Genomic DNA, 13,941 nt, shown 5'->3' on the forward strand with positions numbered 1-13,941 from the left:
AGCCTCAAGCGGCGTCGCGGCAACGTGAGAGCTAGTCTATCGCCGTTAAGTTGTATATACAACTCGTTTCAATAAAACGAACGTAGGTAGTTACCCTGGCGATTTCGCGGGGTAATTTGGGTGTTCAAGCGGGAATCGAGCGCCAGAGGCGGCGCTCATTGACTAGACAAGCAGGCGGGAGCGAGGAAGGCGAAAAGCGTCAGACCGTACCGGCCAGATGGAAACGCGAAGCCGGATGCCAGAGCCGCACGGACGTGGCCACGTGCCGCCCCACCCAGGTGCGCCGCAACAGCAGCAGACACGGTTCGCCAATCTCCATTTCGAGGTACTGGCGCACGCGCGCGTCGGGCTTCTGCGCGTAGATGCGGAATTCCGCGCGCTGGATCGGCGCGAGCCGCACCATGTAGTGATTCGGCGTTTCGACCGTAAAGTCCTGCTCCAGATAGTCGGGGAACACCTCGGGATTCACGTAGCGATCCTCGTACTGGATCGGCTCACCCTCTTCGCTATGCACGATGCGCGAATGGAACACCGGGCCTGCGTCGAGTTCGAGCGCGGCGATCGCATTCGCGTCGTCGCTCGCTTCGAGCGCGAGCACGCGGGCCGCGTGACGGTGACCGCGCGCGGCGATTTCATCGGCGATATTGCGAATCTGCAGGACGGTCGATTCGTACTGGCGCGGCGCGACGTAAGTGCCCGAACCGCGCACGCGGTTGAGCACGCCGTCGGCCATCAGTTCGCGCAGCGCGCGCGACACGGTCATGCGCGCGACACCGAATTCCTTGACCATCTCCGTTTCGGAAGGCACGACGTCACCGGGCTTGAGCGCGCCGCTTTCGATTTGCGCGAGCACGTGACGCTTGATCTGTTCGTAGGCGGGCAACGACGTGCCTGTCGTCCCTTTGGCCGGCTTTTTTTGCATGGTCTTCGATCTGGAAATGGGCGGCGTCGCGCAGGGTTGGCCGCAGTATTGGCGATGCCTTGCGGAACATGGCGACGTGGCGGCCTCCCGGCCGGCCCACATTGTACCGTCCGCTGCGCGGCGGCCCGTGCGTTGGCGTCCCATCGGCACCCTGTCGGCACCCTCTCGGCGCCCCATTCGCCGCGTGGGCTGCGTGCTAAGATCGGCCGCTATCGCACTATCGCATCCCACAACCCCCGCGCAAGTCCCGGCGCGCCGCCGCGCCTCGCGACTCCGCCCGTTCCCGGCGAACCATCTTGCACACACCGACCCAACTCCTCTTCCTGCCCGGCGCCTCGGGCGACCCGGCGTTCTGGCAACCGCTCGCGGACCAGCTCACGCATCCGGCCACGCGCCGCTTCGCCACGTATCCGGGCTTTGGCGGCGCGCCGGCCGATCCCGACGTCGAGCATTTCGAAGACCTCGTGCGCAAGATCGTGCAGCAGATCGACCAGCCGACCGCGCTGATCGCCCAGTCGATGGGCGGCGTGATCGCGCTGCGCGCGGCGCTCGCGAAGACGGCGCTCATCACGCATATCGTGCTGACCGTCACCTCGGGCGGCCTCGACGTGCAGGCGCTCGGCGGGCAGGACTGGCGCGCGGATTTCGCCGCCAACAACCCGAACGTGCCGGACTGGTTCCTGACGCTCAAAGAGGACCTGACGGGCGAGCTCGCCTATATCCAGCAGCCCGTCATGCTGCTGTGGGGCGACGACGATCCGATCAGCCCGCTTGCCGTCGGCGAACGTCTGCTTGAGCTGCTGCCGAACTCGGAACTCGACGTGGTGAACGGTGGCGGACACGATCTCGCCAACGCGCACGCGCGCGTGCTCGCGCCGCTCGTCGACGAATTCCTGCTGGGCAGCGGCGCGGCCTATGAGGACGAATACGACGAGTACGAAGACGACGGCGATTACGACGAAGACGAAAACGAAGCGCGCGACGAAGACAAAAGCAGCAACGCCTGACCTCCTCCTCTGGCGGCCCCGCATGCCATGACGCGGGCCGCAGCCTTATTTTCCGATCGGAAACGCGCTAACCGGAGCGCCAGCCTCGCGCTGGCCGCCCGGCCATCCGGCGCGCCAATTCTTTCAATTAGCATTCAATCGGCAGCCAACGGCGGCGAAAAGACCCCGTCCATGCACGATCGCGGCTTGACATTCACTTCGCATGAGGGGACCATTGGCCGGTTCGATAAACGAAACGGTGTTCATATAACGAACATCGAACAACAAGAACGGGCCTGGCCGCCTCGCGCAGCGTTTTCATCATGCCGCGCAAGGCGCATATGAACCCGCTGCGCCGGGGCTTGACGCCTCTGCACTGGAGGAGCGCCGCACCGGCACCCCGCCCACCACGCTCGAAGACCGACCGACAGACCCTCTGCCCGTTCGGCCGCGCAGCCGCGTGGAGAGGGGTCCATCCGCACACGCACGCCGATCCTGACCGCCCTGGCCAGCCTGCAGCCACACGCTGCGTGAGCAATAACAGCATGAAAAGAGACAACTACTCCAGCGCGCAAGCGCCCTCTGCCAAGGGACGCGGCGTGGTCGCCGCCCTCGTCTACGTATTCGAGCGGGTCATGCCAGACCCCTTCGTCCTGTCGATCTGCCTCACCGCCTTCGTCGCCGTCATCGCCCTCGCGTTCGCGCCGCACGGCAATGTGCCGACGCTGCTCGACGCGTGGTACACGGGCACCTTCGGCATTCTCGGCTTCGCGCTGCAGATGATCCTGATTCTGGCGACCGGCTATGCCATCGCCGAAGCGCCGATCGTCCAGCGCGGCCTGCGCGCGCTCGCCTCCCGCGCCCAGACGCCGGCGCGCGCCGCGCTGCTGGTGTTTCCCGTCGTCGCGATTGCGGCCTGGCTCAACTGGGGGCTCGGCCTGATCGTCGGCGCGCTGCTCTCGCGCGAGATCGCGCGGCGCGTGAAGGTCGATTTCGCGTGGCTCGTGGCGGGCAGCTATTCGGCGTGGTCGATCTGCAATAGCGGCCTGTCCAGCTCGATCGCGCTCTCGCAGGCGTCGCACGGCAACGCGCTCAATCTGGTCGAAAAAGCCACGGGTCAGGTCATTCCGCTCGCGCAGACCGTGTTCGCCCCGTTCGTGTTCGTGCCCACGGTGCTCGTGGTGGTCGTGATGACCTTCATCTTCATCCGCATGCACCCGAAGGCCGAAGACGTGGTGGCCTTCAACCAGGCTGCGGAAAGCGAAGACAGCGCCCCGAGCGACGATCCGCACGCACGCGTGAGCGACACGCCTTCTTTCGCCACGCGCCTCGAACAGTCGATGCTCGGCACGCTGCTGCTGCTCGTGCTGGGCGTAGGCTATCTGGCGATGGAATGGAGCGAAAAGGGTTTCGATCTCGACATCAACACGACGATCCTGATCTTCCTGCTGATCGGCCTCGCGCTGCAGCGCACGCCCATCGCCTATGCGAACGCAATTCGCCGCGCCGCGCGTCAGACCGGCTCGATGCTGCTCCAGTACCCCGTCTACGGCGGCATCATGGGCATCATGAAGGGCACCGGCCTTGCCTCGATGATCGCCAAGGCGTTCGTCGTGATCGCCACGCCCGTCACGCTGCCGATCTGGAGCTATCTGAGCTCGCTCATCATCACGCTGCTGGTGCCGAGCGCCGGCGGCCACTGGGCCGTGCAAGGGCCGTTCGTGCTGCCCGCCGCGCTGAGCCTGCATGCTTCCGTGCCGCGCACCGCGATGGGCGTGGCGATGGCCGAGAACGTCTCGAACATGCTGCAACCGTTCTGGGCCGTGCCGATCGTCGCCATTGCGGGCATCCGCATCCAGCGCGTGATGGGCTATACCGCCGTGACCTTCGCGGTGTCGCTCGTGATTTACGCGGTCGCGCTGTGGCTCGTGCCTTGAGCGGCCGATAAAGCCAACCGCCACGGCCAGAACGGCGCTGCGTGCCCTGTCACGCGGCGCCGTTTTTTCTTTCCACCGCCCTTACGCGCACCCTACGCATAATTCGGCGACAATGGACGAACGCCCGAACGCGCTCAAGGAGCCTGCCGTGCCCGGAAAGATCCTGCCCACCGAAGATCTCGATCCGCGCCTCGTTGATTTCGCGCGCGAAGTGTTCGATACCGCCCGCCGTGGCGAGGCCGCCACACTCGCCTCGCTGATCGATCAGGGCCTGCCGCCCGATATGCGCAACGAGAAAGGCGACAGCCTCGTGATGCTGGCGAGCTATCACGGCCACGCCGACGCGGTACGCGCGCTGATCCAGCACGGCGCCGATCCCGACCTGCGCAACGAAAACGGCCAGACGCCGCTCGCGGGCGCCGCGTTCAAGGGCTATATCGACGTGATCAGCGCGCTGCTCGACAATGGCGCCGACGTCGAGGGTGCCTCGCCCGACGGCCGCACCGCGCTGATGATCGCGGCCATGTTCAATCGCGTCGATATCGTCGATCAACTGCTCGCGCGCGGCGCCAATCCGCGTGCGCAGGACGGCGCCGGCAACACGGCGTTCGATGTCGCCAACGCCATGGGCGCCACCGACGCCGCCGCGCGACTCGCACACACGAGCGGCCGGACGTACTAGATTCGCGATCGGCAAGTCCCCAGGGAACGGACCTTCCTGACGTCTCCCTGGTGTCACTCCTGGTTTGCATACCAGCCGCCGCCAGGCGACGCTATTCCTGTAGCCCCACACGGCACATGACTTGCTCTGACAGCTTACGTAACCCGTGATATCGTCTGGTTACCGGAGTCGTAACGCACACGTGCCCGTCAATCGAACTCTGTCACCTTCGCGAGCGTCGCCATGAGTGATGTACGCCACCACCTGAGTCCACGCGACCGCGTGGAACTGCTCTGCTGGCTCACCTGCGGGAGCCTCGGAGCCTACTACCTCAACGAATCGTGGCCCAACGCGGCCTTTCACGTGCAGGCGGCGCACAAGTGGCTCGACCGCCACGCGCGAGAGGCCGACTGGCTCGCCATCGCGCGGCTCACCGCGATCGCCCAGGAAATCGCCCGGCAGCACGCGTGGTTCGTGGACGCCACGTGGGCGCGCGACGCGGTCGAGGAGATTCTCGACACGGACGATCTCAACTACCAGGCGAAGCTGGTGCTTCAGGTGCTCAAGGACTGCGAGATCGCGCTCTCCGACCGCCGCGCCGCCGACTGACATCGCGCTGAACGCCTGAACCGCCCGGCCGCACGTTTCTCCATCAAACGATGGAGGCGGCCGCGCTATCGTCGCACCATACTCAGGAACGCAGCGCCGGCACCCTGCCAGCGCACCTACGGCCTCGCGCCGGCGCGGGAGCGTTCTCATGGTCTCGACGGTCACATCCCAGCTCGCATCGACGATCGTTACGGTCACGCTCTGCGCGTGCGCCACGTCGATGAGCACCTCGGCATGGGCGCAAGGCAACGCGCTCGCCCCCGGCATGAACACCGGCAAGCAGGTGCAAAAAATCTCGCGTAACGATCGCAAACCGCAGCCAGTCGCCAAGGCGACGCGGCCCGCGCCGCAATCGCTGCGTTATCTGATGTCGGATGCGCCCTGAACGGGCATGAAGGACGGCGTCTCGCCATGCGCCGTCCTTCGCAATAGCGCATGGAGATAACGTCTGAATCGCAGCTATGACTTCGGCGCCGTTTTGGCGTCGGCGTTCGCGCTCGAGTTGGGCGTCCAGCCGTAGCCCAACGCCTTGTAGAGCGTCACGATCTGCGCGAGTTGCTGATCCTGCAACTGTGACTGCTGGATCTGGGCCGCGAACAGACTGCGTTCGGCATCCAGCACTTCGAGGTAGCTCGTATAGCCCCCTTCGTAAAGATCGCGCGAGAGCGACGCGTACTGCGTGAGCGCGTCCACCTGGCGCGTCGTGGCGTCGAGCTGATCGCGCGTGCCGCTGACGCCCACGAGCGCATTCTCGACATCGGCGAAAGCCTGCTGGATCGTCTGCTCATAGCTCAAGAGTGCTTCCTGATGCTGCGCCTCGGCCTCATGCACCGAACCCGCGATCGCGCCGCCTTCGAAGATCGGCTGCGTGATCGAACCCGCGAACGACCACACGCGCGCCGGCCCGGTCCACAGGCCCGAGAGCGCCGTGCTGGCCGCCCCGAATAGGCCCGTGAGCGAGATCTCCGGGAAATACTGCGCCTTTGCCGCGCCAATCGACGCATTGGCCGCAATCAGCGCCTGTTCTGCCTGGAGGACGTCGGGCCTGCGCTCCAGCAGCGACGAAGGCAGCCCGGCCGGAATCGCCGGGGCGCTCAATTGCGTGATGGTCTTGCCACGCGGAATCGGCCCCGGATTCTGGCCGAGCAGCAGCGAAATCGCATCTTCCTGCTGGGCGATCTGCTGCTGGATCGAAAAGACCGATGCCTGCGCCGATTCGTATTCGGACTTCGCCTGGCTCAATTGCAGCTTCGACACCACGCCGCCCGCGAAGCGCTCCTCGAACAGCGCCAACGAGCCTTCGCGGCTCTTGAGCGTCTCCTGCGCAATCGTCAGTTGATTGTCGAGGTCGCGCAGCAGCAGATAGCTCGTCGCCACATTGGCGATCAGCGCGATACGCGTGGCCTGCTGCGCCGACTGCGTGCCGAGATAATCGGCGCGCGCGGCTTCCGTGAGCCGCCGCAAGCGTCCGAACAGATCGAGCTCCCACGAGGCCACGCCCTGCAATTGCACCTGGTTGCCCACCAGCGGCGGATAGCCGGGCGCAGGCACGCCGCGACTGCGCGACGCGCCGAAATTCGCGCTGACCTGCGGGAACAGTCCCGAGCGCGCGACGACATAGCGGCCGTAATACTCTTCGACGCGCGCCGCCGCGATGCCCAGATCCTTGTTCTGCGCCAGCGCCTTCGCGATCAGATCGTCGAGCACCGGATCGTTGAACTGCTTCCACCAGTCGAGCGAGGGATCGATCGCCTCGCCGTTCGCGGAGGCATAACGCCAGGTCGACGGCGTCGCCACCGTCGGCCGATGGTAGTCGGGGCCGACCGCGCAAGCGGCGAGCAACGCCACGCTCAGTGCGCCCGCAGCCAGTGCGCCGGAACGCGATGCACGCTTCATCAGTATCGGGTTCATGGCGTCAACCCTCCTGCGCGGGCGGCAGCGCCGGCGGCGTGGCGCTCGGCGGCGCTTCGGCCTTCGGCTTCTTGCGCGAGGACAGCGTTTCGAGGCCCCAAAAGAACATCGGAATGAAGAACAGCGCGATCAGCGTGGCGCCCAGCATGCCGAAGATCACACCGGTGCCGAGCGAGCGGCGGCTCGCCGCCGACGCCCCGCTGGCGATCGCGAGCGGCACGCAACCCAGGATGAACGCGAGCGACGTCATGATGATCGGCCGCAGGCGCAGCTTCGCGGCCGCAATCGCCGCGTCGTACGGCGACATGTTCTCCTTCTCGCGCATTTCCACGGCGAATTCAAAGATCAGAATGGCGTTCTTCGCCGCCAGCGCGATCAGCACCGTCAAGCCGATCTGGAAGTACACATCGTCTTCCATGCCGCGAATCAGAATCCCCACCAGCGCGCCGAAGATCGCGAATGGCACCGCGAGCAGCACGCCGATCGGCAGCGACCACTTCTCGTACTGAGCCGCCAGAATCAGGAACACCATCAGCAGCGCGAACGCGAACACCATCGCCGCCGTGGAACCGGCCTTCTTTTCTTCGTAGGCCTGACCGCTCCATTCGTAGCTATAGCCGTCGCCGAGCGTTTCTTTCGCAATCTCCTCCATCGCCGCAATCGCCTCGCCCGAGCTATGGCCCGGCGCCGCATCGCCCGTGATCTTCGCCGCCGGGAAGTTGTTGAAGCGGTTGACGATGTCGGGGCCCGGCACGAAGCGCACCGTTGCCACGGCCTTGATCGGCACCATGCTGCCGGTGCGGTTACGCACGTAGAGCTGCTGGATGTCGTCGGGACGCGTGCGGTACTGTGGTTCCGCCTGCACGATCACCTGGAACAGCCGGCTGCCCTTCGGGAACTGGCTCACATAGGACGAGCCGAACATCGTTTGCAGTGCGGAATAAACGTCCTGCACCGGCACGCCCATCGTTTCCGCGCGCTCGCGGTCCACCTCGACCAGCAATTGCCGCGAATTCGTGTTGATGGTCGAATTCACGCTGCGCAAGGCCGGCGTCTGGCGCGCCTTCGCGACCATCGCCCGCACCTTCTGCTCCAGTTGCTGATAGTTGCCGTCGCCTGTGCTTTGCAGCCAGAACTCGAAGCCGCCCGTGGTGCCCAGCCCCGGAATCGAAGGCGGATTGAGCGGCACGATGACACCTTCCTTGAAGGTCGAAAAGTGCTTCGACGCCTCGCGAATCAAATCCTGCGCGGTACCGTTCTTGCCGCGCTCGCCGAAACCCTTGAGCGTAATGAAGAGCGTGCCAGCGTTGGACTTGTATTGCGAGTCGATCAGGCTAAAGCCGATTGGCGCCGCCACCGAACTGACCGCCGGCTGCTGCGCAAACCAGTCCTCGGCTTTCTTCGAGAGTTCGCCGGTACGGTCGAGGCTGGCCGCATCGGGCATCACGACCGCGCCGAGCAAATAGCCCTGATCCTCCACCGGCAGGAACGACGAGGGAATCGACTTGAAGAGCCCGCCTGTCGCCACCATCATCACAATGATCAGGCCAATCGACAGCACGACGCGGCGGATCGCGGTCTGCACCCAACTGGCGTAGCCGTTCGTGAGCTTGTCGAACTTCTCGTTGAACCAGCGGAAAAAGCGGTTCTTCTTATGCTCGCCCGGTTTGAGCAGGATGGCCGCAAGCGCGGGCGACAGCGTCAGCGCGACGATCCCAGAGATCACCACGGACACCGCGATCGTCACCGCGAACTGCTTGTACAACTGGCCCGTGATGCCGGAAAGAAACGCCACTGGAATGAACACGGCGAGCAGCACGAGCACGATCGCCACCACCGGCCCGCTCACCTCGTCCATTGCCCGCTTGGCGGCTTCCTTCGGCGGCAGCTTGAACTCGCTCATATTGCGCTCGACGTTTTCGATCACGACGATCGCATCGTCCACCACGATGCCGATCGCCAGCACCATGCCGAACAAGGTGAGCATATTGATCGAGAAGCCAAACGCTTCCATACCGATGAACGCGCCGATGATCGACACCGGCACCGCGAGAATCGGCACGAGCGTCGCGCGAAAGCTCTGCAGGAAGATGAACACCACGAGAATCACGAGAATCACCGCGTCGCGCAGCGTGTGCAAGACCTCGACAATGGACTCGCTCACGAACTCGGTGGTATCGAGCGCCACCTCGTATTTGAGGCCCGGCGGGAAGGTCTTCGAGAGTTGCTCCAGGGTCTGGCGCACCTGCTTGGCCACCTGCAGCGCGTTGGCGCCCGGCTGCTGATAGACGGCGATCAGCGTGGCGGTCTTGCCGTTGTAGCGGCCGCGCAGCGAATAGTCCTTCGCGCCCAGTTCCGTGTGGCCGATGTCCTTGATCCGCACGATGGCCGCATCGCCCGACGCCGCGCGCAGAATGATGTCGTCGAACTGCGAGGGTTCGGTGAGCCGCCCTTTGGTCGCCACCGGGAAGGTCTGCTGCACGGGCCCATCGGTTGGAGACTGCCCTAATCGCCCGGCGGAGAACTGCTGGTTCTGCGCACTGATGGCGTTCTGCACGTCGGCGACGGTGATGCCCAGGCGCGCCATGCGGTCGGGCTTGAGCCAGACGCGCATCGCATAGTCGGCGGAGCCGAAAATGGTCGCCTGGTTCGCGCCGGGAATGCGCTTGAGCGCGTCGAGCACGTAGACGTTCGCGTAATTCGCCACGTAGGACTGGTCGTAGGCGTTATCGGGCGAATAGATCGCGATCACCATCATGAACGCCGACGAACGCTTCTGCACCGACACGCCCTGCGCGGTGACGGCGTCGGGCAAGGTTGGCAGTGCCAGGTTCACGCGGTTCTGCACGTCCACCTGCGCGAGCGACGGGTCGGTGCCGATGTTGAAGTACACCGTCAAGGTCATGTTGCCCGTCGAGGAACTCGACGAGTTCATGTACATCATGTTGTCGGCGCCGTTGACCTGCTGCTCGATCGGCGCGGCCACGTTCTGCGCGACGACGTCCGCGCTCGCGCCCGGATAGGTCGCGCTCACCGTGATCTGCGGCGGCGAGATGTCGGGGAACTGCGCGATCGGCAGGTTGAGCATCGACACGAAGCCCGCGACCACGAGGATGATCGACAGCACCGACGCGAAGATCGGCCGGTCGATAAAGAAGTGGGAGAACTTCATCGCTCAACCTCCCGCGGCGGGCGAGAGGGTCACGTCCACGCGCCGGGATTTGTCGGCTGGGTCGGAAGCCACCACGCGAGCGGGCTTTTTCATCTCGATGCGCGCGTCCTGCACGCCCGCGACGATGAGCGCCGAGCGGACCGTGTCGGCGCGCGCATGGGCGAGCCGCTCGTTCGCCGCGTAGGAGCCGGTCGAATCGGTGTAGCCGGAAATCACCACGCGCGTCTGCGGCGAGGCGGCTAGACGCTGCGCCACGGCCGCGAGCGCGGCGGCCGATTGCGTATCGAGACTCGCGCTGCCGCTCGTGAAGTAGAGCGGCGTTTGTGCCGATCCCGCGGCGTTCGCACCGCTCGCCGACATGGCGGCCGTTGTCGCGCCGTTGCCCACTTTAGGAGCCTCGGCGTTGGCGGCAGTGGCCGCATTCGTCCCGCCGCTCGCTCCACTCGCCCCGCCCGCCTCCGACTGCACACCAACGTTCGCCGCCGCGTCGGGCGTGGGGACCGTATGCGCGTTCACCGGCGCGCCCGGCATGAGCCTGAGCGTGTTGTCGACCACCACGCGGTCGCCCGCATGCAGGCCGGAACTGATCACCCAGCTATTGCCGTTCCATTCACCGGTTTCGACCGAGCGCTGCTGTGCCTTGCCATCCTTGTCGACAGTCCACACGAACGCGCCGCGCGGCCCCTGGATCACGGCATTCTGCGGCACCGCAATCGCATTGGCGCGCTCGGCACCCATTAGCTTGATGCGCACGAATTGGCCCGGGCGCAATGCGCCCTTCGGGTTTGGCACTTCGGCGCGAATCAGATACGTGCCGGTTTGTTCGCTTAGCGAAGCATCGGCGAAAGCAATATGCCCGGTATACGGATAGGTGCTGCCGTCCGCGAGCACGATCACCGCTTCGACCTGGCCCATCTGCGGCATCTTGAGTGTGCCGTTCTTCGTCTGCGTGCGCAGATTGAGCATCTCGTTCTCGGAGAGCGAGAAGTTGATCCACATGGGATCGAGTTTCGCGACGTAGGTCAGCAGGCTGTTGGTCGTGTCGATGTACGAACCATCCTGTTTCTTCGCGAAGCTCGACAGGCCCGTGACGGGCGCTGTGATCGTGGTATAGCCGAGATTGAGCGACGCGCTCGTGACGTTGGCGCGCGCCTGTTCGAGCGCGGCGGCGGCGGCCTGTTGCTGGCCGATGGAATCGTCGAGGTCTTTCTGGCTCAACGCGTTTTTAGCGACCAGCGGTTTGACGCGATTCAGATTGGCCTGCGCGGTATCGAGCCGCGCCTTCTGCTGCGCGTATTCGGCGTGTGCTGCGTCGAGCGCGGCTTGAAACGGCTTGCGGTCCATCTGGAACATGACGTCCCCTTGATGCACCATCGAGCCTTCTTCATAGATGCGCTTTTCGAGGAAGCCGCTCACGCGCGCGCGAATTTCGACCTGCTGCGAGCTTTCCGTTTGTCCCACGTAGTCGAATACCACGGGCACGTCGCGCAGCGCGACGTCGATCACATCCACATTCGCAGGCGGCGGAGCCGACGCGACCGGTGTTTTGTCGTGGCACGCAGCGAGCCCGACCACCAAACCCATGAACAAGCACAAACGTGAAGCCCGCTTTCTGCATGTCATGCTTTTCTCCGTTATCGACGATCTACGCTGGACCGACGAACCCCAGGCGAATCCCGACATGCAGGACATGCTGCGCCGCCTCAAGCTCGGAGCAAATCTTACTGCGTTTCTTCAAGGTGCACGATCATGTTTGCCATTGAAATCGGGCTATTGCTTTTATTGATGAACGCGAGTAGAAAACGGCGTCGAAATAATCGCAAAGAGCGTTTCAATAAGCGCAATAAATCCGATTGATACGGATTGCAAACATTCGAATGATCTTATGCGAACGCTTATTTCGCGGTGTCGATTCAATGATTGCGATCGAGTCTGCGAATTGCACCGAATTCCGCGCCCGGCAAGCTGCGGATTAAAAGCGCCATGACATCGGGAACACGCGCGTGCTCCAGTTCGACATGCAGGCAGGCCAGATCGCGACGGCGATCGATGTCGATGGTGTGAACACCCAGCGTATGACCGAGCAGACCGTGCAGCAAGCAGCGCGCCAACTGGGCGTCGCGCGTGGCGACGCGCACGGTCATTTGCACGGTGGCAAGCGCCGACGGCGCGCGGCGCTTCGCGGGCGTTTTCGGGCGAGGCGCACGCGGCGTGACGGTGTGGGAAGCAGTGAAACGATTCGGCAGGAACGACGCCATGTGATCCGGGCACGCACCGCGCGGGGCGCACCGGTTGTTGAACATGACTCGATTCTAGGTAGCGGCGTGCAAAGGCCGCGTAAAGAAACCTGTGGCGCACGCTAAAAAGCCATAGCGCACGCCATCCAACACGTCAGTCGAGCGGACGTCCCGCCGGTTCGCGAATCAACGGCAATCCAAGCAGCGAAACCGCGCCGCAGCCAATCAGATACCACGCGGGCGCGAGCGGATTGCTGAACACCTGGATCAGCCAGGTCGCGAAGAACTGCGCGAAGCCGCCGAAGATCGACACGCCCACGCAATAGACGATCGACATGCCGGTCACCCGGATCGACTGCGGGAAGAGTTCGGGCAGCATGACGATATTGGGCACCGCCGTGAACGCGACGATGGCGCCCAGCACGGCCACGACGCCCAGCACGGCCGGCACCGTGGGCACCGAATGGATCAGCATGAAAGCCGGATAGATCACCGCGATCAGCAGCACGCGCGAGACGCCGAGCACCCACTTGCGCCCGAACCGGTCCGAGAGCATGCCCGCAAACGGCGAGCACACCGCCGTCACGAGCGCGGCCACCAGCGCCGCGCTCATGCCCACCGACATCGGCAGGCCGAGGATCTTGATCGCGTAGGTGGACATGTAGAACAGCACGATATAGTTCGCCGCCGTGCCGCCGATGGTCGTGACCACACCCGCCACGAGCGCCGTGCGATGGTGCGCGAAGATCTCGCGCAGCGGACGGGCCGCCACAGCCACGGTGGTTTCGGCGTCGACGGGTTCGACGTGCTCCAGCGTTTCGTCGAGATGGCGGCGGATATACACGCCCACCGGCACCACCAGCAAGCCGATCACGAAGGGCACGCGCCAGCCCCAGCTATGCAACGCCGCGGGCGAGAGCATGGTGGAGAGCGCCACGCCGAGCAGCGCGCCGCAGACCGCATTGAGCCCCTGGCTCACGAACTGCCAGCTGCCGTAGAAACCGCGCGAACGGTCGTCCGCATATTCGAGCAGCATGGCGGTCGAGGCGCCCACCTCGCCTCCCACCGCGAAGCCCTGCACGAGGCGCGCGAGCACGATCAGCGCGGGCGCGGCGAGGCCGATCTGCGCATAGGTGGGCGCGAAGGCGATCAGCGCGGAGCCGAGCGCCATGAGCCACAACGTCAGCGTCATGGCCGCCTTGCGGCCCGCACGGTCGGCGAAGGCGCCGATCATCACGCCGCCGAGCGGCCGCACGATGAAGCCCACGCCGAAGCTGCCCACGGCGAGCAGCAACTGGTTCAGCGCGCCATGCACGGGAAAGAACAGCGTGCCGATGGTCGTGGCGAAAAAGCTGTAGACCGTGAAGTCGAAAAACTCCAGACCATTGCCGAGTGTGATCGCGGCGATGGCCTTGGCGCGCGAGGCGCGCGTCGACGGATGCGCGTGAGCGGGCGGGTCGGTGTGCAGGGTGGTGGCGGTCATCGTGGGTCTCCTGTCGGCCTGGG

The 13,941-nt window shown here is 64.8% G+C and carries 11 protein-coding genes and 1 pseudogene; 6 read left to right on the forward strand and 6 right to left on the reverse strand.

Annotated features, from left to right (window positions below):
- Positions 1-199 precede the first annotated feature (199 nt).
- On the reverse strand, positions 200-922 hold the full coding sequence (hutC, locus tag U5782_RS02030) for a histidine utilization repressor (protein ID WP_322042193.1): 723 nt from the start codon (positions 920-922) through the stop codon (positions 200-202).
- 296 nt (positions 923-1,218) lie between these two features.
- Between hutC and U5782_RS02035 the strand changes: the two are divergent.
- The 5 genes and pseudogenes from U5782_RS02035 to U5782_RS02055 form a co-directional block, all read left to right on the forward strand.
- A pseudogene (locus U5782_RS02035) lies at positions 1,219-1,818 on the forward strand (alpha/beta fold hydrolase); the annotation flags it as partial.
- A 635-nt stretch (positions 1,819-2,453) separates the two neighbouring features.
- The gene (locus U5782_RS02040) at positions 2,454-3,845 is read left to right on the forward strand and encodes a TIGR00366 family protein (RefSeq protein WP_322042194.1); all 1,392 of its coding nucleotides are present in this window, start codon (positions 2,454-2,456) and stop codon (positions 3,843-3,845) included.
- A 112-nt stretch (positions 3,846-3,957) separates the two neighbouring features.
- Positions 3,958-4,527, forward strand: coding sequence for an ankyrin repeat domain-containing protein (locus tag U5782_RS02045; RefSeq protein WP_322042195.1), 570 nt, complete (start codon positions 3,958-3,960; stop codon positions 4,525-4,527).
- 222 nt (positions 4,528-4,749) lie between these two features.
- On the forward strand, positions 4,750-5,115 hold the full coding sequence (locus tag U5782_RS02050; protein WP_322042196.1) for a hypothetical protein: 366 nt from the start codon (positions 4,750-4,752) through the stop codon (positions 5,113-5,115).
- Between the two features lie 148 nt (positions 5,116-5,263).
- Positions 5,264-5,500 carry a hypothetical protein gene (locus U5782_RS02055; protein ID WP_322042197.1) on the forward strand — a complete coding sequence of 79 codons (237 nt, stop codon included), beginning with the start codon at positions 5,264-5,266 and terminating at the stop codon, positions 5,498-5,500.
- Between the two features lie 74 nt (positions 5,501-5,574).
- Here U5782_RS02055 and U5782_RS02060 read toward each other — a convergent pair whose 3' ends face one another.
- From U5782_RS02060 to U5782_RS02070, 3 genes are read right to left on the reverse strand one after another with little or no spacing between them, the layout of a single operon-like run.
- The gene (locus tag U5782_RS02060; RefSeq protein WP_415914241.1) at positions 5,575-7,011 is read right to left on the reverse strand and encodes an efflux transporter outer membrane subunit; all 1,437 of its coding nucleotides are present in this window, start codon (positions 7,009-7,011) and stop codon (positions 5,575-5,577) included.
- A 19-nt stretch (positions 7,012-7,030) separates the two neighbouring features.
- On the reverse strand, positions 7,031-10,198 hold the full coding sequence (locus tag U5782_RS02065) for a multidrug efflux RND transporter permease subunit (RefSeq protein WP_322042199.1): 3,168 nt from the start codon (positions 10,196-10,198) through the stop codon (positions 7,031-7,033).
- Between the two features lie 3 nt (positions 10,199-10,201).
- Positions 10,202-11,782, reverse strand: a complete 1,581-nt coding sequence (locus U5782_RS02070; protein ID WP_322042200.1) for an efflux RND transporter periplasmic adaptor subunit — start codon at positions 11,780-11,782, stop codon at positions 10,202-10,204.
- Here U5782_RS02070 and U5782_RS02075 point away from each other — a divergent pair.
- Positions 11,781-11,984 carry a hypothetical protein gene (locus U5782_RS02075; RefSeq protein WP_322042201.1) on the forward strand — a complete coding sequence of 68 codons (204 nt, stop codon included), beginning with the start codon at positions 11,781-11,783 and terminating at the stop codon, positions 11,982-11,984. The genes U5782_RS02070 and U5782_RS02075 overlap by 2 nt on opposite strands.
- A 127-nt stretch (positions 11,985-12,111) precedes the next feature.
- On the opposite strand, the gene U5782_RS02080 is transcribed toward U5782_RS02075, so the two are convergent.
- Entirely contained in the window at positions 12,112-12,501 is a 390-nt protein-coding gene (locus U5782_RS02080) for a hypothetical protein (protein ID WP_322042202.1), read from the reverse strand.
- A gap of 88 nt (positions 12,502-12,589) precedes the next feature.
- Positions 12,590-13,918, reverse strand: a complete 1,329-nt coding sequence (locus U5782_RS02085) for an MFS transporter (protein WP_322042203.1) — start codon at positions 13,916-13,918, stop codon at positions 12,590-12,592.
- Between the last annotated feature and the right edge of the window lie 23 nt (positions 13,919-13,941).

Source organism: Paraburkholderia sp. J67 (assembly GCF_905220265.1).
GTDB lineage: Bacteria > Pseudomonadota > Gammaproteobacteria > Burkholderiales > Burkholderiaceae > Paraburkholderia.